The organism is Sulfitobacter sp., from assembly GCF_036960155.1.
Taxonomy (GTDB): Bacteria; Pseudomonadota; Alphaproteobacteria; order Rhodobacterales; family Rhodobacteraceae; genus Sulfitobacter.
Genome location: NZ_JBALWB010000007.1, coordinates 64,700 through 83,892 on the forward strand (window position 1 = coordinate 64,700; position 19,193 = coordinate 83,892).

17 protein-coding genes are annotated in these 19,193 nt (G+C 54.1%); 9 read left to right on the forward strand and 8 right to left on the reverse strand.

The features are described from left to right. Positions 1-177: 177 nt before the first annotated feature. Positions 178-2,943, forward strand: a complete 2,766-nt coding sequence (gene gyrA / locus V7775_RS15545; protein WP_335752823.1) for a DNA gyrase subunit A — start codon at positions 178-180, stop codon at positions 2,941-2,943. Positions 2,944-3,186: 243 nt separating this feature from the next. Here gyrA and V7775_RS15550 read toward each other — a convergent pair whose 3' ends face one another. The 4 genes from V7775_RS15550 to V7775_RS15565 all read right to left on the reverse strand — a co-directional run bounded on the left by V7775_RS15550 (position 3,187) and on the right by V7775_RS15565 (position 7,985). Continuing rightward, positions 3,187-4,182, reverse strand: coding sequence for a Hint domain-containing protein (locus V7775_RS15550; RefSeq protein WP_335752824.1), 996 nt, complete (start codon positions 4,180-4,182; stop codon positions 3,187-3,189). A gap of 380 nt (positions 4,183-4,562) precedes the next feature. Next, positions 4,563-6,038, reverse strand: coding sequence for a carboxypeptidase M32 (locus V7775_RS15555; protein ID WP_335752825.1), 1,476 nt, complete (start codon positions 6,036-6,038; stop codon positions 4,563-4,565). Then, positions 6,035-7,186 carry a heme A synthase gene (ctaA, locus tag V7775_RS15560; protein ID WP_335752826.1) on the reverse strand — a complete coding sequence of 384 codons (1,152 nt, stop codon included), beginning with the start codon at positions 7,184-7,186 and terminating at the stop codon, positions 6,035-6,037. The genes V7775_RS15555 and ctaA overlap by 4 nt, the downstream gene beginning before the upstream one ends. A gap of 52 nt (positions 7,187-7,238) precedes the next feature. Next, on the reverse strand, positions 7,239-7,985 hold the full coding sequence (locus tag V7775_RS15565) for an RNA methyltransferase (protein WP_335752827.1): 747 nt from the start codon (positions 7,983-7,985) through the stop codon (positions 7,239-7,241). Positions 7,986-8,102: 117 nt separating this feature from the next. Here V7775_RS15565 and V7775_RS15570 point away from each other — a divergent pair, with 117 nt between their 5' ends. Continuing rightward, on the forward strand, positions 8,103-8,726 hold the full coding sequence (locus V7775_RS15570; RefSeq protein WP_335752828.1) for a thiamine phosphate synthase: 624 nt from the start codon (positions 8,103-8,105) through the stop codon (positions 8,724-8,726). Between the two features lie 4 nt (positions 8,727-8,730). On the opposite strand, the gene V7775_RS15575 is transcribed toward V7775_RS15570, so the two are convergent. Next, positions 8,731-9,849 carry a HupE/UreJ family protein gene (locus V7775_RS15575; RefSeq protein WP_335752829.1) on the reverse strand — a complete coding sequence of 373 codons (1,119 nt, stop codon included), beginning with the start codon at positions 9,847-9,849 and terminating at the stop codon, positions 8,731-8,733. On the opposite strand from V7775_RS15575, the gene V7775_RS15580 reads away from it, so the two are divergent. The 4 genes from V7775_RS15580 (at position 9,848) to V7775_RS15595 (ending at position 13,332) form a co-directional block, all read left to right on the forward strand. Continuing rightward, entirely contained in the window at positions 9,848-10,669 is an 822-nt protein-coding gene (locus tag V7775_RS15580) for a DUF4198 domain-containing protein (RefSeq protein ID WP_335752830.1), read from the forward strand. The genes V7775_RS15575 and V7775_RS15580 overlap by 2 nt on opposite strands. Before the next feature lie 48 nt (positions 10,670-10,717). Then, entirely contained in the window at positions 10,718-11,596 is an 879-nt protein-coding gene (locus V7775_RS15585; RefSeq protein ID WP_335752831.1) for a PfkB family carbohydrate kinase, read from the forward strand. Further along, positions 11,593-12,504, forward strand: a complete 912-nt coding sequence (locus tag V7775_RS15590; RefSeq protein WP_335752832.1) for a pseudouridine-5'-phosphate glycosidase — start codon at positions 11,593-11,595, stop codon at positions 12,502-12,504. The genes V7775_RS15585 and V7775_RS15590 overlap by 4 nt, the downstream gene beginning before the upstream one ends. Before the next feature lie 87 nt (positions 12,505-12,591). Then, entirely contained in the window at positions 12,592-13,332 is a 741-nt protein-coding gene (locus V7775_RS15595) for a DUF502 domain-containing protein (protein WP_335752833.1), read from the forward strand. Here V7775_RS15595 and V7775_RS15600 read toward each other — a convergent pair. Beyond that, the gene (locus V7775_RS15600; RefSeq protein ID WP_335752834.1) at positions 13,329-14,366 is read right to left on the reverse strand and encodes a patatin-like phospholipase family protein; all 1,038 of its coding nucleotides are present in this window, start codon (positions 14,364-14,366) and stop codon (positions 13,329-13,331) included. The two genes, V7775_RS15595 and V7775_RS15600, sit on opposite strands and share 4 nt — an antisense overlap. 60 nt (positions 14,367-14,426) lie before the next feature. Next, the gene (locus V7775_RS15605; protein ID WP_335752835.1) at positions 14,427-15,212 is read right to left on the reverse strand and encodes a 3-hydroxybutyrate dehydrogenase; all 786 of its coding nucleotides are present in this window, start codon (positions 15,210-15,212) and stop codon (positions 14,427-14,429) included. Positions 15,213-15,538: 326 nt separating this feature from the next. Between V7775_RS15605 and V7775_RS15610 the strand changes: the two genes are divergently transcribed. The 3 genes from V7775_RS15610 (at position 15,539) to V7775_RS15620 (ending at position 18,547) form a co-directional block, all read left to right on the forward strand. Next, positions 15,539-17,359 (forward strand): extracellular solute-binding protein, encoded by a 1,821-nt coding sequence (locus tag V7775_RS15610; RefSeq protein ID WP_443070136.1) that lies wholly within the window; start codon positions 15,539-15,541, stop codon positions 17,357-17,359. A gap of 64 nt (positions 17,360-17,423) precedes the next feature. Further along, complete coding sequence (locus tag V7775_RS15615) at positions 17,424-17,900, forward strand: arsenate reductase ArsC (protein ID WP_335752836.1); 477 nt, start codon at positions 17,424-17,426, stop codon at positions 17,898-17,900. Continuing rightward, positions 17,897-18,547, forward strand: a complete 651-nt coding sequence (locus V7775_RS15620) for an MIP/aquaporin family protein (protein ID WP_335752837.1) — start codon at positions 17,897-17,899, stop codon at positions 18,545-18,547. Before V7775_RS15615 ends, V7775_RS15620 begins: the two co-directional genes overlap by 4 nt. On the opposite strand, the gene V7775_RS15625 is transcribed toward V7775_RS15620, so the two are convergent. Next, positions 18,536-19,159, reverse strand: coding sequence for a helix-turn-helix domain-containing protein (locus V7775_RS15625; RefSeq protein WP_335752838.1), 624 nt, complete (start codon positions 19,157-19,159; stop codon positions 18,536-18,538). The two genes, V7775_RS15620 and V7775_RS15625, sit on opposite strands and share 12 nt — an antisense overlap. Positions 19,160-19,193: the final 34 nt, after the last annotated feature.

Below are 19,193 nucleotides of genomic sequence, written 5' to 3' on the forward strand. Positions count from 1 at the left end.
GTGTAACGTGGCGTCAGACCAGACAGAGACAAAGATTGGTCAGTTTCTTCGAAGTTATGTACGCAGTTAAATGCCGCCAATTAGGTGTCGCCTGCGCAATGGCATTGCACCTTATCTGGGCTTCGCGCTATACTAAGACCCAATATATAGAAGACATCAGCAAAGCTGGGACAGACATTGAACGACACGCCGGAAACCCCTGAAAACGAAGACGAAAACCTTCCCGTGCGGCCTGTTTATGACGGGCCATCGGTGACGATTGAGCATGAGATGCGCACAAGCTATCTCGACTATGCCATGTCGGTTATCGTTTCTCGTGCGATTCCCGACCTTCGCGATGGTCTAAAACCTGTTCACCGCCGCATTCTTTATGCCATGCATGAAGCTGGCAATACGCATGACAAAGCCTACCGTAAATCGGCGCGCGGCGTCGGTGATGTGATGGGTAAATACCACCCACACGGTGACAGTGCGATCTATGACGCATTGGTCCGGATGGCACAGGATTTTGCGATGTCCCTGCCGCTTTTGGATGGTCAGGGCAACTTTGGTTCGATGGATGGCGATAACGCCGCCGCTATGCGCTATACCGAAGTGCGCATGGATAAACCCGCTGCTTTCTTACTGGCTGATATCGACAAAGAAACTGTTGATTTTCAGGACAACTATGACGGCAAAGACCGTGAGCCTACTGTTCTGCCTGCCCGCTTTCCCAACATGCTTGTTAATGGCGCGGGGGGTATTGCGGTTGGTATGGCTACAAATATCCCGCCCCATAACCTTGGCGAAGTGATTGATGCCTGTCTGGCCCTGATCGAAGAGCCTGATCTGACGTCTGAGCAGCTGATTGAGTATGTCCCCGGTCCTGACTTCCCAACGGGTGGGATGATGCTGGGCCGCACTGGCGCACGCAAAGCGTATCTTGAAGGGCGCGGTAGCGTTATCGTCCGTTCCAAAACGCGCATCGAGGAAATCCGCAAGGACCGCTGGGCCATCGTTATAGACGAGATCCCCTATCAGGTGAACAAAGCCACCATGATCGAGCGGATTGCAGAGGCCGCGCGCGACAAAAAGATTGAGGGCATCGCCCACGTACAAGACGAGAGCGACCGGAATGGTGTGCGCGTTGTTGTTGAGCTAAAGCGCGACGCAACCGCCGAAGTTGTGCTGAACCAGCTGTTCCGCTTTACGCCCATGCAGACCTATTTCGGGTGTAACATGCTGGCGCTAAACGGGGGGCGTCCAGAAACACTTACGCTGCGCCGCTTCCTGACATGCTTTATCGATTTCCGCGAAGAAGTAGTAGCACGCCGTACGGCCCACCTGCTGCGCAAAGCCCGCGAACGCAGCCACATCTTGTGTGGTTTGGCCGTGGCCGTTACCAACATTGACGAAATTGTTGCCACCATCCGCTCCTCTGCGGATGCAGCCGAAGCGCGTTCAAAACTGATGACGCGCCGCTGGCCTGCCGAAGACATTTTGCCCTACATCGCATTGATCGATGATCCGACACATACGGCAAACGACGATGGCACCTATAACCTGTCCGAAACACAGGCCCGTGCGATCCTTGAGCTGCGCCTGCAGCGTTTGACCCAGATTGGTGTCAAAGAAGTCACAGACGAACTCGAAGAGCTGGCTGGCAAGATCAAGGAATACCTGGAAATCCTAGGGTCCAGAGACCGGATCATGGCGATCATCCGTGAAGAACTGGTTGAAATACAAGAAAAATTCGCTGTTCCACGCCGCACCGAGATCGTTGACTGGTCTGGCGATATGGACGACGAAGACCTGATCGAAAGCGCCGATATGGTTGTGACTGTCACCTCTGGTGGCTACATTAAACGTACTCCATTGGTCGATTTCCGCAGCCAGCGCCGTGGCGGCAAAGGTGTGTCAGGCATGGCCACCAAAGAAGAGGATGTCGTCACGACCCTCTTTGTAGCCAATACCCACACGCAACTGCTGTTCTTCACAACGGATGGCATGGTTTACAAGCTCAAGACATGGCGTTTGCCGCAAGGTAGCCGCACGTCCAAAGGCAAGGCGATTGTGAACATCCTGCCGATCCCGACAGGTGTTTCGATTGCTGCGATCATGCCTGTGGACCGTGACGAAAAAGAATGGGACGACCTGCAGGTGGTATTCGCCACGTCCGCAGGCACCGTGCGCCGCAACAAACTGTCTGATTTCACCAACGTCATGCGCAACGGCAAGATCGCGATGAAGTTTGAGGACGAGCATGAGGGCACCACCCTCATCAATGCCCGCATCGCGAGCCATGATGACGATGTGATGCTGGTGACCAACTCGGGCCGCGCAATCCGCTTCCGGGCCACTGATGTCCGTGTGTTCAACAGCCGTAACTCGGTTGGTGTGCGCGGCATCAAGCTGGGCGGAGACGACAAAGTTGTCTCAATGTCCATCATTCGCCACTTTGACGCGGGCAGCGATGAACGCGCCGCCTACCTCAAGATGCGCCGCGCGATGGCGGGTCTGGCTGATGATGCGGATAGCGTTGACGAAGAAGAAGGCAACGCCGATATGCCACTGGCACAAGAGCGTTACGCCGAAATGTCAGCGTCCGAAAACTTGATCCTCACCATTACTGCTGGCGGCGCTGGTAAGCTCAGCTCAAGCCATGATTATCCACTGCGTGGACGTGGTGGCATGGGTGTGACTGCGATGGACAAAGCCATGCGTGGCGGCCAGATCGTGGCCTCCTTCCCCGTCGATATGGAAGACCAGATCATGCTCGCCACTTCCAAGGGCCAGTCGATCCGCGTGCCTGTTGAGGGGATTTCGTTCCGCTCACGTAGTGCAGGCGGTGTGAAGGTGTTTGATACTGGCAAAAACGAAGTTGTCGTGTCCGTTGCTTGGATTGCCGATCAAGGTGATGAAGATGTTGTTGAGGGCGAAGTCGAAGGCGATACGACCGAGTAAGCCTTTTTACCCTCAAATCAATAAAGAGCCGCTTCAATTTGAGGCGGCTCTTTAATTTGTAGGGTCAAAATAGCAATGTAAGACTCTTTGCCAACGGAGGCTAGATCGAGTTCACTCTTCGAAAACTGCCCGAGTGTTTCTAGAGGTACACCCCATTGTTATGTCGGCTTTGCGGATTTTGCTGCCGTTGGCGCGTGGTAGCTCCCAGTAAAAAGCAAACATTAGATCATTTTTGAATGCAATCTAGGCATGCATCCTGACTGATGTTGCCCCTCCCAAAAGGCGACCTTCATAAACTTTGAGGCAGGGATAAGCTGCGCGCTGTTCTCCCAATTTTGGTTGGAGCTTTTTGTATGCTTTTTGAAAGCCAGATCCGAGATTTCCAAGGGCAACATCGCCCGCCAAAAGGGATTCGCAGTGCAATCCATTTGCCAATAATGCAGCATGTGTTGGGAGTAGTAGGTGAATGTATCTCACTAGAGGGACTTCAATTCTAGATATCCCGCACTGGCCAACCAAGGCCTTTATTGGAACGTAGGCAACCTGAGAACCAAAAAGAAGTTCAACGGCGCCCCCCCTTATCAACAAGCGGTGATCCGGTGATAGCTTAACCTGCGCAGTCGCGCCAAATGTGCCTGCATCGATTTTTATGGGAGCAGATTTGCCTACACCTGGAGCTCGTCGGTCAGTCTTCCATAAGATTGGCTGGAGTCCATGGTCAACTGTGTGAACCAAGTCTCCAACAGCCAAATTCTCAATGGGAACAGCGCCTACTGGTGTTGATATCGGCGTTCCTTCAGTAAAGCATACATAACGGTGGTCACCATCAATTTGATCCGTCGTATAGAAACCTGGTGAATTTCCGCCGTCAAAATTATCCCAGTACCATTGCTCCAAATCGAATCCTGGAGACCAAACGACTTGTGTGAGATCACCGTTTTCGTCCGTGCCTTCAAATATGATTGCACCGCTGCTTTCAGAGAAAGAGTCGGACCGAATTACGACAGCATTCTCAATGTAGGCACCGCCGCTGGGCCCGCCAGTCCACTGCACGGTATATGTTTCACCTACCTCAAACAGCCTGGCATCGTCGTCATTACTACCGGACGTTATCGATAGGTCTCTTGACGAGGTTGGAGGGTAGTCAAGCTGGCTCGTGTTTGAGCCGTTGTATCCGTTATTTACATTACTTCCAGTGGAAGCCGCAAATTCATTGTCTTCAGCGTTGAAAGTAAACATCCGTGCCCCACAAACCACCTTTGGCTAAGGCACAGATATTTGCCCGCACGTCCTTAAGAACGTGCCAACGAAAGGCGATTTTTCTGCTCGATGTATCGAAGAATTGATTACGTTTTTAGATTGAAGCAATACACTTCAAGATCATTGAACATTCTCGATTGTAGTTATTTCCGATCGTTGAATTTCCGTCTGAGGGGAATTTTCTTACCCGTATTCTGCCGAAAAATTCAAGGTCAACTTTCCTGTACAAACCCGTCGTCGGAGCGGAGTGCAGCATCAGGCGAATTGTGCTCAAAGCAGTCATAGAGACTGCTCAGGAACCATTTTAATCAAATAGCCGCTTCAAATTGAGGCGGCTATTTGTCCGTATGTGTAGGCGTTCAGAGGTTGTAAATACCGGTAAATTTTTCTTTGAGGTATCCCAGCAGCGGTGCCTCGGTGGGCGCTTGCCCTGCCGCACGCTCAATCACATCGCGTGGCTCATACAACGAACCGTGCGTTTGTACATTCTTGCCTAGCCATGCCGTGGCTGAGGATGTGTCGCCCTTGGCCAGCTGGTTATCCAGATTTGGCAACGCAGTGCGCATCGCCTCGTTCAGGCAGCCCGCATAGACATTGCCCAAGCTATACGTCGGGAAATACCCGAACAGGCCAACGGACCAATGTACATCCTGCAAAACACCATTGGACGGCTTATCAACGGCATAACCAAAATCAGCCTCAAAGCGGTCGTTCCACGCGGACTCAAGTTCGCTCACTTGCAGATCACCCGACATCAATGCGCGTTCCAGATCAAAGCGTAGAAGGACGTGCAGGTTATACTGCAGCTCGTCCGCTTCGGTGCGGATGTATCCATCGCCAACGCGGTTCACGAGGGCATAGAAATCGTCCTCAGTCTTCACGCCGAAATCGCCAAAGGCGTCTTTCATCTGGCCAAACAACCAGCCAGTGAACGCACGGCTGCGGCCAATCTGGTTTTCATAGATGCGGCTTTGGCTTTCATGCACGCCCATGCTCACGCCATTGCCCAGCGGGGTCAGCAGATAGTCACTGTTGATGTTCTGCTCATAGGCGGCATGGCCGACCTCGTGGATCGTGGAATAGAAACAGTTGAACGGATCGGCAGGGTTGGTGCGCGTGGTGATGCGCACATCAAGGCCCGAACCCGATGAGAACGGATGCACAGCCTTATCGACACGACCGCGCGCCATGTCATAGCCAAATGTCTTAGCCAGCAGGCGTGTCAACTTCATCTGCGCGCCCTCATCGAAAGTACCTTTTAGCGGCGTTGGCCCTTTGGATTCGCGGATCGCTGCGCGTAGTTCTGACAGGACGGGGCGCATTGCACCAAACATCGCCTCCAGATCAGCGCCTGACGTTCCCGGTTCATAATCATCCAGCATCGCGTCATAGACATCACCACCCGCCGCCAACGCATGGCCTTCTTCACGCTTGAGCATGATGATTTCAGCCAATGTCGGAGCAAAGGCACTGACATCATCCGCTTCGCGCGCTTCAGCCCAGATACCTTGCGCTGCTGACGTTAGTTTTGCCAATCTGGTGGCTAGCGCCGCTGGCACTTTACTCGTGCGCTCAAAACTGCGGCGGATGTGGCGCATGTTTGCTTGGCCAACGTCGTCCAGCGATTTCCCGTCAATCGTTTCTAGCCACTCACCCACACGTGGATCAATGCGGCGCGCGTGCAGCACGCTTTCCATTGCGGCCATTTCCTCGGCGCGCTGGGGCGCAGCACCGCGCGGCATCATGGTTTCTTGGTCCCAGCCCAAGCGGCCTGCCACCTGCCCCAAGGCCTGCGTGTCACGGGTGAATTCCATCAGGTCATCATAAGCGGTCATTTGGTGGCTCCTCTGAGCGAAGTCGCGATAGGGTAAAGGGAAAGGTGGCGCGCGCGCAGGATCAAGACCCAGCACAGCACAGCCAAGCCTTGGTGCATCAAGGCGAGGGTCAAAGGCGCGGCGTAAAGAACTGTTGTGATGCCCAGCACCACCTGCAGAACGATTGCGGCAAACACCGCGTTAAACGCAAAGCGGGTATTGGGGTGCGCCGATGCGCGACCGCGCAGCCAAACCACTACGCTAAAGGCAAATAGCAGATAGCCTGTGATGCGGTGAATGAACTGCACCAATCCGGGGTTTTCGATAAAGTTCTTCCACAAAGGCTCAAGTTCAAAGGCTTGGGGTGGGAAAAATTGCCCTGCCATCAGCGGCCAATCGGTATAGGTGCGCCCAGCATCAATGCCCGCAACCAATGCGCCGATCAAGATTTGCAGGAACGCAAAATGTAGCAAACCAGTGGAAAGCCCGTATAGCTTCGCCTCTTTGGCGCGGCGCGCCTGCATCAGGTCACGTTCAGGGCGGCCAAGACTAAGGGCATACCATGTGATGAACCCCATAATAACAAAGGCGAGCCCCAAATGCGTCGCCAGCCGTTCGCTGTGCACATCCGTTGTAGCTGTGCCCGAGGTCACACCAGAGGAAACCATCCACCAGCCAATTGCGCCCTGTAGGCCCCCAAGCCCGCCAAGCAGCAATAGTCGCGGCGTCCAGCCTGTAGGGATCTGGCGGCGCAGCAAGAACCAAAAGAAGCCCAGTCCCCAGACAAGGCCAATCACACGGCCCAACTGACGATGGCCCCACTCCCACCAGTAAATCAATTTAAAATCGCCAAGCGTCATCCAGCTGTTTTGCAGGCGGAATTCGTCTATTTCTTGATATTTCGCAAATTCGGATTCCCAGTCAACTGCGTTCAAGGGTGGCATCGCCCCCGTGAATGGACGCCATTCCGTGATGCTAAGACCACTGTCGGTCAGGCGCGTGGCTCCGCCAACAAGGATCATCAGGAACACCAACGCAAACAGGATCATCAGCCAAATACGGATCGCGCCGCGTGCGCCGCCGCGCCCCGCATCGATCACACCTTTTGTGGCGACAGGCTTTGCCGTGTCCGCGCCGACTTCTTCAAATAGCTTCCGATTGGTGGCCATATGCCCTCCGTTGGGTTCGTATCTTTGTGGTACTTGCTAGACTATATAGCGTCTAGCCGCGTTCCTTCCAGCGGACCATTTGCCGAAGTGTCCCATGCAGGATTTGCACATCCGCACGTGTCAACGGCAAACGGCTCCACATGTTGCGCAGATTGGTCTTCATCGAGGCGGCCTTGTGTTCGGGGTAAAAGAAACCCGCGTCTTCCATGCGTTCTTCATAATGTTTGGCCAAATGCTCGATCTCTGAGTTATCTGCCCAATCAGTGCCTGCCATTTCATGTACAATGGGTGTGTGATTGCCCTGCTGACGCATCCATTCATAACCCATCAACAAAACGCATTGCGCCAAATTGAGGGAGGCAAACTCAGGATTTACCGGCACCGATACAATTGCGTTGGCGCGCGAGATGTCGTCATTCTCAAGGCCTGCGCGTTCTGGCCCGAACAATACGGCAACGCGTTCGCCAGCTGCGATCTTCTCAGCGGCCAGCTTCATCGCTGCCTCAGGAGTATAGACGGGTTTGGTTAAATCACGGTCGCGCGCGGTGGTTGCAAAGACGAAACTGCAATCCGCCAACGCGTCGGGCAAATCAGGGGATACACGCGCATGATCCAGCACACGCCCCGCACCAGATGCCATCGCAACCGCCGCCGGATTGGGCCAGCCATCACGCGGGGCAACAATACGCATATGATCCAAGCCAAAATTAAGCATGGCACGGGCAGCGGCCCCTATGTTTTCACCCATTTGAGGGCGCACAAGGACAAAGCTGGGGGCGGAAGGTGTCTGAACTGTCATACTGACCTCATACCCCGCGCCCCTGCCCTTGCCAATATGATGCAGACAGAGGATTTCAGTTTCCATCCTGCGCCGGATTAAGCTAGTCACACGTCACGCATCCAAAGGATATGACCCATGTCAAACGCACCAGAACAGCCGCAGCTTTATCTCATCACACCACCAGAGCTGGATTTGCAGAGCTTTCCCGATGTTTTGGGTAAAATTCTGGACGCCCATGCAACGTCTTGTGTGCGCCTTGCCCTTTCCACACGCGACGAAGACGACCTAGCCCGCGCCGCAGATACATTGCGCGTTGTGACTGATGCACGCGAAGTTGCGCTGGTGATTGCAGATCATACGTTGCTGGCCGAACGTCTCGGCCTTGATGGTGTTCACCTATCTGATGCAGCCCGCTCCGTGCGCCACGCACGCAAAGTACTAGGCCCTGATGCGATTGTAGGCAGCTATTGCGGCGGATCACGCCATGACGGAATGGGTGCTGGCGAAGCGGGCGCTGACTACGTGGCCTTTGGCCCCGTCCAAGCGACCGCGCTGGATGACGGCGAAGTCGCTGAAGGCGATTTGTTCCAGTGGTGGTCCGAAGTGATCGAAGTGCCCTGCGTTGCCGAGGGCCAGCTGGACCTCGCAATGATCGCCGCGCTTTCCTCCAAAACCGACTTTTTCGGCATCGGCAATGAGATCTGGAGCCAAGAAGATCCCTTGGCCGCCCTTAACACGTTGTGGTCAGCAGTAAGCTAACCCCTTACAGTAACGTCCGTTCAATCACCCAATACGCACCCACCGCCGCGATCACACAGGACGCGGGGATCGCGATTGCGCGGCGGTACCATATTTTACGAATGGCCCAGCCTACCAGTACAAACGCGATCGCAATCACGGTCAACTGCCCCAGCTCCACGCCAATGTTGAACCCAATCAACGCGGGCACAAACTGGCCTGCTGGCAGGCCGAACTCTCCCAAGACGGAGGCAAAGCCCAACCCGTGCAGCAACCCAAAGCAAAAGATCACAACTGGTCGCCAAGGGCTAAGGCCCGAGGTAAAGATATTTTCAACCGCTACATAGACAATGGATGCCGCGATCAGGGGCTCGACGATACTGGCAGGAACGTTCACCCACCCCATCGCACCAAGTGCAAGAGTGACAGTATGGGCCAAGGTGAATGCCGAAACCTGCCAGACCAGCGGACGTAAGTGGGTTGAAAGGAAAAACAGCCCCAACACAAACAGGATATGATCCAGCCCTTTGGGCAGAATGTGATCAAACCCAACGGGGATATACTCCGCAAAGGTCTGCCAGCCGTTCAAAGCGTCACCACCACTCAGTGTTATTTCCGCACTGCTGCCACCGCTGATTAATCCGGTAAATGGGGCCTCAACGCCCTGTTGACGCAGGACCATATCACCACCGCCTTTAGGCAATGTGACTGTTAGTTTTTCGCCAACCGCCGCATCGGCAGTCAACTGCCATACGGCAATCCGCGGGAGTTCTTCATTCACACCACTAGGCACATCTACGTCGACCGTTTCCAGCACCAAAGCCACACCATCCACGCTGATCACAGGCAGCGCATTCCACCCCTTCAATAGTTGGGGCGCACGTTCGGCCAAGGCTTCAGGCGTTAAAGCGCGCAGCGTGTCATAGTCATCTGCTTGGGGGGCTTCGTTGGTGTCTTGAACGACATCCAAATCAACGCCCGCTAGAAATGCCTCAAGATTAATCTGCAAGGTCAGTTCTGCACGCGCATCAGTCACTGTTAGGTCGGCAATTGTCGGCACAACTTCGTGCGCGTGGGCAACTGTGCTTGACATCACTAGCGCAAACGCCAGCTTAACAACCAGCAACAAGGAACACCGTTTCATGAAACTCACCCGTTTTTGTACATTTATCTGTGCCACCCTCGTATACGCGCCGATGGCCATTGCCCACGAGTTTTGGATTGAACCGTCCGAGTTTCAAGTGAAAAAGGATGCGCCAATTGTGGCTGACCTGCGAAACGGGCAGTTATTTGCTGGCACTGCTCAATCGTTTTTCGAAAAACGCAACACTCGGCTTGATGTTACGATGGGTATGCGGACAACCCCCATCATGGGCCGCATGGGCGATCGCCCAGCAATCCAGGTGCCTGCCCCTGAACAAGACGGATTGATGATTCTCACACACGAAGCAGCGCCGTCTATTTTGACATATCGCGAGTGGGCGAAATTTGTGAAATTTGTCGAACATAAAGATTTCCAAGACGCTTTTGCGATCCACGCTGCACGTGGTTGGGCACAAGAGAACTTCAAAGAGACCTACACCCGCCATTCCAAATCATTGATTGCAGTAGGAAGTGGCGCTGGTGCGGATCGTGAGTTTGGGCTGGTGACCGAATTTATCGCCCTCGATAATCCGTATGATGCGGATTTTGACGGCACTTTGGATGTATCCCTTTTGTATAACGGCGCGCCGCGCAGCGATGCTCAGGTTGAGGTATATGCCCGTGACACAAATAATGAAGTGATTGTCACCATTACCAGAACCGACGATCAGGGTCATGCAGCGATACCTGTGCAAGGGGGAATGGACTATATGCTGGATGCTGTTGTCCTGCGTCCCGTAAAAGGGGAGCCCACGGTTGAGGCCGGACCTGTTTGGGAAACGCTTTGGGCGACGCTGACGTTTGCGGTTCCTGCAAACTGATCTGCAAACTGCTTGCGCGTCTGGGCACATGGCGTCAAAACCAACCACATGACTGACAAACCTGAAATCTTATGTATTGGCTCCGTTCTTTGGGACGTGATTGGCCGCTCTGATGCGCCCATGCGGCAAGGCTCTGATATGCCAGGCCGTATCACCCGCCTGCCCGGCGGTGTTGCATTGAATATTGCCATGGCGCTGCGCCGATTTGGCCTGCATCCTGCATTGTTAAGTGCGGTCGGTCGAGATGCGGACGGCGACGCCCTGATTGCGGCTTGCCATGCACGCGGCCTTGGAACTGACCTGATTTATCGCTCCGACGATTTACCGACAGATCAATACATGGCGATTGAGGGCAGCAATGGTTTGATTGCAGCAATAGCTGACGCACATTCATTAGAAGCAGCAGGCGACAAGATTTTGCGCCCCCTTGAGGTCGCCAAGCAGCCCTATACAGGTGCGGTTGCCCTAGATGGAAACCTCACGATCGCTCTTCTATCTCAAATGGCGCGCAGCCCGTTGTTGGCGCAGGCTGATCTGCGCGTGGCCCCTGCATCACCGGGTAAGGCACTGCGGCTCAGCCCGTTTGTACAAACAGGACGCGGCACGCTTTATGTTAACCTCGAAGAAGCAGGTCTGCTGTGCCAAATGCATTTTGACAGTTCATCCGCTGCTGCTGAAACATTGTTGGAACGCGGCGCGGCGCGGGCTATTGTCACCGACGGCGGCAAGCCGGCAACTGCTGCCAGTCCTGAGCAGACAGTTACACAAACACCACCGCCCGTTTCGGTCACACGCGTGACAGGTGCAGGCGATACATTTATGGCGGCGCATATCGCCGCTGAGTTACGTGGCCAACCCGCCGAATCCGCGCTGGATGATGCCCTATCGGCCGCTGCCCTTTATGTTTCCGGAGAAACAACCATATGATCCCTATCGCTTATTCCGCCGAAGTCACTGCTGCCCGCGCCTCAGGTGCTGCAATTGTGGCCTTGGAAAGCACCATCATCACCCACGGCATGCCATATCCGCAAAACATCGAAGTTGCTCGTCTTGTTGAGGGTGACATTCGCGAAGCGGGTGCTGTTCCGGCGACCATTGCGGTGATGGATGGCACGTTGCACATCGGATTGGACGCAGACCAACTGAGCAGTTTGGCCCAGACCAAAGGTGTGGCAAAACTCAGCCGTGCGGACATGGCCGCGTGCATTGCAACGGGTGGCACCGGTGCAACTACAGTTGCCGCAACAATGATTGCCGCGCAGCTTGCTGGTATCCACGTGTTTGCGACGGGCGGTATTGGCGGCGTTCACAAAGGCGCCGAAGACAGTTTTGACATCTCTGCCGATTTGATGGAGCTGGCGCAAACAGCTGTGACTGTTGTCGCAGCAGGTGCCAAAGCCATCCTTGATGTAGCCAAAACCCTAGAGGTGCTGGAAACGCAAGGCGTCCCTGTTATCGCCTATGGCCAAGACGCATTTCCTGCCTTCTGGTCGCGTGGTTCCAAGCTGAAATCGCCCTTGCGCATGGATGACCCTGCCCAAATCGCGCAGGCCCACAAAATGCGCGCGGCACTTGGCCTTCCCGGTGGTCAGCTGATTGCAAACCCAATCCCCGAAGCGGCCGAAATTCCCGCGACGATAATGGCCCCCATCATTGCAACCGCACAGGCAGATGCCGCCAATGCAGGGATCACTGGAAAAGGTGTCACCCCTTATCTGCTGCAACGCATATTTGAGCTGACCGAAGGCCGCTCGCTGGAGGCAAATATCGCGTTGGTTCGCAATAATGCACGTCTTGCAGCGCAGATTGCCCTCAAATTACGCACCACAGCATAGAAATCAGAGTATGCGCCCATTGTTACTGTTCTCAGCAACGCATAGCTATATGTTAACACGACAAACCATGTGGACGCAGCCGACCTAATGAATACCCCTTTTGATCCAGATCCCGTAACGCCCCCCAAGCGCAGTTTAATTGGCCGTGCACGGGGTAATTTCCTGACCGGCCTGGTGGTGATCGCACCTGTTGGTCTTACGATTTGGCTCATCTGGAGCGTTGTGGGCTGGATTGATGGATTTGTACTGCCGTTGGTGCCGTTCAAATATCACCCTGACCGGTTGATACAGGACCTTTTGGGACTTGATCCAACGGTCCAGATCAACGTGCGCGGCATTGGCGTGGTTATCTTTTTGCTGTTCACCATTTTGATGGGATGGATCGCCAAAGGGCTTATCGGGCGCTCATTTATTCGGGCCGCCGAAAGCTTGGTTGAGCGGACACCTGTTGTGCGCTCGATCTATTCGGGCATTAAACAAATCTCTGAGACGATTTTTGCCCAAAGCGAACGCAGCTTTGAAACCGCCTGCTTAATCGAATACCCCCGCAAGGGAATTTGGGCGATTGGGTTCATCTCAACCGAGGCTAAGGCCGAAATAGCTGAAAAATCAGACCCTTCCGATGTAATGATGTCTATATTTTTGCCGACAACACCAAACCCGACATCCGGATTTTTACTGTTTTTGCCCAAACGCGACGTGATCGAACTGAACATGTCCGTTGAAGACTCGGCGAAACTGGTGATCTCCGCAGGGCTTGTCTACCCTAACTCAAAAGCGATTGAAGACGGCGAAGAACCCATCGCCGATCTGCGCGACCTCGCTTAGGCGAACATCTCGCGCAGATTAACGCTGCTGCGCTTGCCGATATTATCAACCCCGTCGCGCAGAAATGCTTCTGCTGCTTCTATCCCGGCTGCTTTCAACTGCCCAATGATTGCAGGATTTGGAACAACCTTGGTCGCCGCCGAAAGCTGCCCCATTAGAACATCATCCGCAATCATGTGAATGCGCACGCTGCTCATCTTGTCTGAGTCGACAGTACCGTCTTCGATCAGACGTTGCACAAAATCGATTGCCCGCAATTCACGCAACAAGCTTGAATTAAAGCTGATCTCATTGATGCGGTTCTGGATCTCTTGTGGGGATGTCGGGACCGTGTCCCGCTCAAGTGGATTGATATTGATGATGACAATATCTTCCGGCAGTTTTGGATCAAACAGCGGGAATAGCGCGGGGTTGCCCGTGAAACCACCATCCCAAAACGCTTCTTCTCGGCCGGTGGTTTTGTCAAACATCTCAACCGCTTGGAACACGGTTGGTAAACAGGCCGAGGCCATTAGGGCGTCGGGGCCGATCTCGTCGCCCTCAAACACACGGATTTTACCATTTCGAACACGCGTCGCCCCCACATAAAACAGCGGCGCATGGGTGTCGCACACGCGATCATAGTCGAATTTCTCAACAATTTCGCGCAGGGGGTTCTTGTAGAATGCGCCATAGTCATAAGGCGACACCATACGCGACACCGCATCGCCCATGGCATATGTCATGCTGTTTTCGATCTGTTTGCCTAGAACCTGAAGGCCAAACGGGGCCATCCAATCGCCCATCCGCAGGTCAGAGACGCCAGCAACCTGCAACCACAACCATTCCAAATTATCGCGCGCGCCTTGGCGCCCGCCAGTTGTCATGCCAGCCTTTAACGCCGCACCATTCAACGCACCAGCAGATGTGCCAGACATCGCGCAAATCTCAATGTCGTCTTCCTGAAGAAGACGGTCCAAGACGCCCCATGTAAACGCTCCATGCGCACCGCCGCCCTGAAGGGCAAGATTGATCTTTTTGGTGGTCTTAGCCATGTGCATGCGCCTTTGTTATCGGAGAAAAATGCGCGGCCCTAACAGGACCGCGCTAGTGGATCAAAGAGCGGTCCAACCGCCATCAACACTAATGGATGTACCTGTGATCTGATCCGCAGCTGAGGAACACAAGAACGCAGCCGTCCCGCCCATCTGTTCAACTGTCGCAAATTCCTTGCTGGGCTGACGTTTGAGCATGACATTCTTGATCACGTCTTCGCGGCTCATGTCGTATTCTTTCATCGTGTCTGGGATCTGGCTCTCGACGAGTGGGGTCAAGACATAGCCCGGGCAGATGGCATTTGCCGTGATTGCTTCTTCGGCTGTTTCTAGCGCCGTTGTTTTTGTCAGGCCTAGGATGCCATGTTTGGCTGCGACATAAGCTGATTTGTATGGCGACGCCGTCAGGCCGTGTGCTGAGGCCACGTTAATGATCCGCCCCCAGCCCGCCGCACGCATCATCGGAAGCGCAACCGCACTGGTGTGAAACGCCGAGCTGAGGTTGATCGCAATGATTGCATCCCATTTAGCCGCTGGAAAATCAGGAATCGGCGCAACATGCTGGATACCTGCGTTGTTGATCAGGATGTCGCACACGCCTGCGTCTTCAATCAGCTTGCGGCATTCATCGCCTTTGGACATGTCCGCTTTGATATAGCGCGCCTTAACACCTGTTTCTTTGGCAATCGCTTCTGCCAACGCGTGATCTTCGTCGTTGTCAGTATATGAGTTCAGCACAACATCGGCACCTGCCTTGGCAAGTTGCTGCGCGATCCCCAAGCCAATGCCAGAATTGGAGCCAGTGATGATGGCAGTTTTGCCAGTCAGGTCATAGGTAAGAGCCATTGTCGTTCTCCTGAAATGTGTTTGTTGGGTGTTATCGAAAATGCTGCAACTGCGAAAGGTGCATAAACGGCGATCAATTCCCCCCAAACACCTTGTTCCAAACTGTGTTGAAATGCGATCGCGAACCATCTGCCAAAAAAAAACGCCCGCGCAAGGCGGGCGTCAAGTTATTGAGGCAGGTTTCATACAGGCAAGAAACCTATCGAGCAGTAAGGTCTTTATAAGGAATTATAGGCCAAACGCCAAGCATAAAGTTTGCGCCTCCCGCCGGACCCCGTTAGAGGTTTGAGTAATAAAAAAAAGGGCAGCGCAGGATTGTTTCTAAAATGGCTATAGATTTTTTCCCGAGAGCACGGGGATTTGCGGGCCTCTCTTCACTGATTCTTTGGGGAATCAGTGCACAGGCTGAACCGCAACATGCGATCGCAATGTATGGTGCGCCTGCTTTGGCAGCGGACTTCACACATTTGCCCTATGCGGATCCGGATGCATTGTCGGGTGGCGCGATTACTTTGGGCAACACGGGGGGCTTTGACAGCCTCAACCCGTTTGTACGCAAAGGCACCGCGCCGTGGCAGTTGGCCTACTTTACCCACGAGACCCTCATGGGGCGCTCTTGGGACGAACCGTTCACATTGTACGGACTGCTCGCTGAAACCGTCGAAACTGACGAAGACCGCACATGGGTTGAGTTCACCTTGCGTGAAGGCACAGCATTCTCGGACGGCAGTCCACTGACTGTAGAAGACGTGATCTTTAGCTTTGAGATGCTTGGAACAATTGGGCATCCAAAATACCACAGTCTGTACCGTCAGATTGAAAGCATCGAACAAACCGGTGATCGCTCTGTGCGTCTGACATTTAACAATGACAACCGCGAGCTTGCCTTGCTGGCTGGGTTGCGTCCCATCCTATCCAAGGTCCAGTGGGAAGGCCGCGATATTGTCAGTGCCCCTGTTCAGGAGATTCCATTAGGATCGGGCCCCTATTCCGTCACGAAATATGAGTCGGGCCGGTATGTTCAGCTCAGCCGGAACCCTGACTATTGGGGCGCGGATATTGCCTTTCGGACCGGCACGCATAATTTTGACAGCATCAAATTGGATTTTTACGGTGACTCGAAGGTTCTGTTTGAGGGATTCAAGGCGGGTGAAATCTCGGCTGTGCGTGAATTCAACGCAGAGAGCTGGGAGAGCCAGTATAACTTCCCCGCTATTGCGAGCGGCAGGATAGTCAAATCCGTCATCCCGCATCAAAAGCCATCCGGCATGACGGGGTTTGTGATGAACACACGCCGCGCGCCGTTTGATGATTGGCGGGTGCGGGATGCGCTGATCCAAGCGTTCAATTTCGAGTATATCAACGATACGCTTACGGGAAATGCACAGCCGCGGATTACTTCGTATTTCTCCAATTCCGTATTGGGCAAAGAAGAAGGGCCTGCGCAGGGCCGTGTGGCCGAACTGCTGCTTCCCTACCAAGATACCCTGCCCGTTGGCACAATTGAGGGTTATGATTTGCCTGTCTCGGATGGGTCTGCACGCAATCGCGCGGGTATCCGTGCGGCGATGACCCAATTGGAAGCGGCCGGATATATGGTCGAAGAAGGTACAATGCGGCGCGGCGATGGCACCCCTGTCAGCTTTACGATCCTAATCCCAAAGGGAAGCACGGAAGACATTGCAATCGCGTCGCTATTCATCCGCGCGCTTGAGCGGTTGGGTATTGCTGCAGACATCGAAGCCGTGGATGACGCCCAGTATTTCTCACGCAGTGGCGAGTTTGATTTTGACATCACAACCTTCCGCCGCGCCCTTTCGCTGAGCCCCGGCAATGAGCAGAAATTCTATTGGGGATCGGATGCCGCAGATTTGCCCGGATCACGAAACCTGATGGGCGCGCGTAATCCTGCAATCGACGCCATGATCGATGCCATGCTGAATGCCCGTGATAGCGCCGATTTCATTGCTGCGACCCGCGCCCTGGACCGCATTCTGACGGCGGGCCGTTTTGTCATTCCGTTCTGGTCCTATACCGAGGGGCGCGTCGCCCATGTAAAGGAAATGAAGTACCCTTCATATTTGCCAATCTACGGTGATGGTTCTCAGTGGATGCCTGAAACGTGGTGGTGGGACGATAGCAAATAAGGTCAACCCACAGGTAGCCTGCGCTGTCATGAAACTGTATCATTGATGCCTTAAGGCAGGGCCTATGAATATACTTGTACTGTGCACTGGCAACTCTGCCCGCTCAATTCTCCTTGAATGCCTGCTTTCGCGGCTGGGGAACGGCGTTATCACCTCTTTTTCAGCGGGCAGCCAGCCTGCTGGTAAGGTCCATCCACAATCACTACGTCTGTTGGCTGCCGAAGGGTTTAATGTTTCTGGGCTTTCTTCAAAAAGCTGGGATATTTTCGCACTACCTGATGCCCCAAAAATGGATGCTGTCATTACCGTATGCGGTTCGGCCGCCAATGAGACATGCCCGATGTGGCCGGGTGCACCTGCGCGCGCGCATTGGGGGGTCGAAGACCCCGCCGCCGCATCTCTCGAAGACATACCAGCCGCCTTTAAAGATGCCTATGACATCCTAGCGCGGCGTGCTGCCAAATTTACTGAAGGTCTTTGTGCGGATATTGAAGTCGCAGCGTTGCAAGAAAAGTTGCAGGCCTGTAGCACATTGCCATGAAACAAAAAGTATTTGCAGAACTTATCGGCACAGCGATGTTGCTCATCTCGGTTATTGGATCGGGGATCATGGGTGTTGCGCTGGCACAGGGAAATGATGCCATTACGTTGTTGGCCAATGCCATTGCCACGGGATGTATGCTTTTTGTGATCATCACCATTCTGGGCCATATTTCTGGCGCGCATTTTAACCCTGCGGTTAGTCTTGCGTTCTTTTTGCGCGGTGAGCTCAGCGCGGCGATGCTGGGCTTTTTTGTTCTAGCGCAGGTTATGGGCGGGGTACTTGGGGTCTGGGCCGCACATGTGATGTTTGATTTACCCGTGTTGCAGATCAGCCAAACGATGCACCGTACTGGGGGGGCGCAATGGTTTTCAGAAATCATCGCGACGCTTGGCCTGTTGTTTGTAATCTTTGGTGGGCTGCGCGCACGCCCTGATGCCGTGCCCAAGTTGGTCGCTATCTACATCACGGGGGCCTATTGGTTCACGTCATCTACCAGTTTTGCCAATCCAGCTGTGACCTTTGCGCGTGGCTGGTCAGATACGTTTGCAGGTATTTACCCGGGCCATATCGCGATTTTCATTGTGATGCAGCTGGTAGCAGTGGTGATTGGCCACTTTAGCCTCAAGGCGCTACTAGGTAAGTGATGTAACCCACAAGATTGTCGCATCCTCATCCGAGGTCGAGATTACGTTGTGCCCCATCGCAGCGTCATAATAGGCGCTATCGCCGCGGCGCATCTCGATCGGTTCGTAAAATTCAGTATACAACTTAACCACTCCGGTGAGGACATACAGGAATTCCTCGCCGTCATGGCGCACCCAACCATCAAACTCTTCCATCTGGCGCGCACGGATACGCGCGCGGTAGGGCAACATGTTCTTCTTACGCAGACTGTCAGCCAGTAATTCGTGCTCATAGGTTGCGGTGGCTTGGGCGGCGCCCTCACCCGATTTGGTGACCGCCATTCGCCCGTTGATCTGCTCTGCCGCTGGCGGCGTGAACAGCTGAGGCACAGAAATCTCTAGGCCAACGGCCAATTTTTTCAGCGCATCATAGGTCGGTGACATCTGCGCATTTTCAATCTTTGACAATGTCGAACGGGCAAGTCCCGCCTGACTAGCCGCCTGTTCCAGCGTCCAGCCCCGCGCCTTACGCAACTCGCGTACACGTGCCCCTAAGTTAACAGGCGGTACCGTATGGGCCGCACCGTCTTCGCGGGCAATTTGGATCATGGATTTTGCAGCATCTTTAGTCATAGCCCTCTCTATAGCGGCGTGGTCAGTACCTTGC

Coding starts and splice junctions, on each gene's coding strand:
- V7775_RS15550 (WP_335752824.1), bottom strand. CDS start 4,182: ATGTTTACTTTCAACGCTGAAGACAATGAATTTGCGGCTTCCACTGGA.
- V7775_RS15555 (WP_335752825.1), bottom strand. CDS start 6,038: ATGACCGCTTATGATGACCTGATGGAATTCACCCGTGACACGCAGGCC.
- ctaA (WP_335752826.1), bottom strand. CDS start 7,186: ATGGCCACCAATCGGAAGCTATTTGAAGAAGTCGGCGCGGACACGGCA.
- V7775_RS15565 (WP_335752827.1), bottom strand. CDS start 7,985: ATGACAGTTCAGACACCTTCCGCCCCCAGCTTTGTCCTTGTGCGCCCT.
- V7775_RS15570 (WP_335752828.1), top strand. CDS start 8,103: ATGTCAAACGCACCAGAACAGCCGCAGCTTTATCTCATCACACCACCA.
- V7775_RS15580 (WP_335752830.1), top strand. CDS start 9,848: ATGAAACTCACCCGTTTTTGTACATTTATCTGTGCCACCCTCGTATAC.
- V7775_RS15575 (WP_335752829.1), bottom strand. CDS start 9,849: ATGAAACGGTGTTCCTTGTTGCTGGTTGTTAAGCTGGCGTTTGCGCTA.
- V7775_RS15585 (WP_335752831.1), top strand. CDS start 10,718: ATGACTGACAAACCTGAAATCTTATGTATTGGCTCCGTTCTTTGGGAC.
- V7775_RS15590 (WP_335752832.1), top strand. CDS start 11,593: ATGATCCCTATCGCTTATTCCGCCGAAGTCACTGCTGCCCGCGCCTCA.
- V7775_RS15595 (WP_335752833.1), top strand. CDS start 12,592: ATGAATACCCCTTTTGATCCAGATCCCGTAACGCCCCCCAAGCGCAGT.
- V7775_RS15600 (WP_335752834.1), bottom strand. CDS start 14,366: ATGGCTAAGACCACCAAAAAGATCAATCTTGCCCTTCAGGGCGGCGGT.
- V7775_RS15605 (WP_335752835.1), bottom strand. CDS start 15,212: ATGGCTCTTACCTATGACCTGACTGGCAAAACTGCCATCATCACTGGC.
- V7775_RS15610 (WP_443070136.1), top strand. CDS start 15,539: ATGGCTATAGATTTTTTCCCGAGAGCACGGGGATTTGCGGGCCTCTCT.
- V7775_RS15615 (WP_335752836.1), top strand. CDS start 17,424: ATGAATATACTTGTACTGTGCACTGGCAACTCTGCCCGCTCAATTCTC.
- V7775_RS15620 (WP_335752837.1), top strand. CDS start 17,897: ATGAAACAAAAAGTATTTGCAGAACTTATCGGCACAGCGATGTTGCTC.
- V7775_RS15625 (WP_335752838.1), bottom strand. CDS start 19,159: ATGACTAAAGATGCTGCAAAATCCATGATCCAAATTGCCCGCGAAGAC.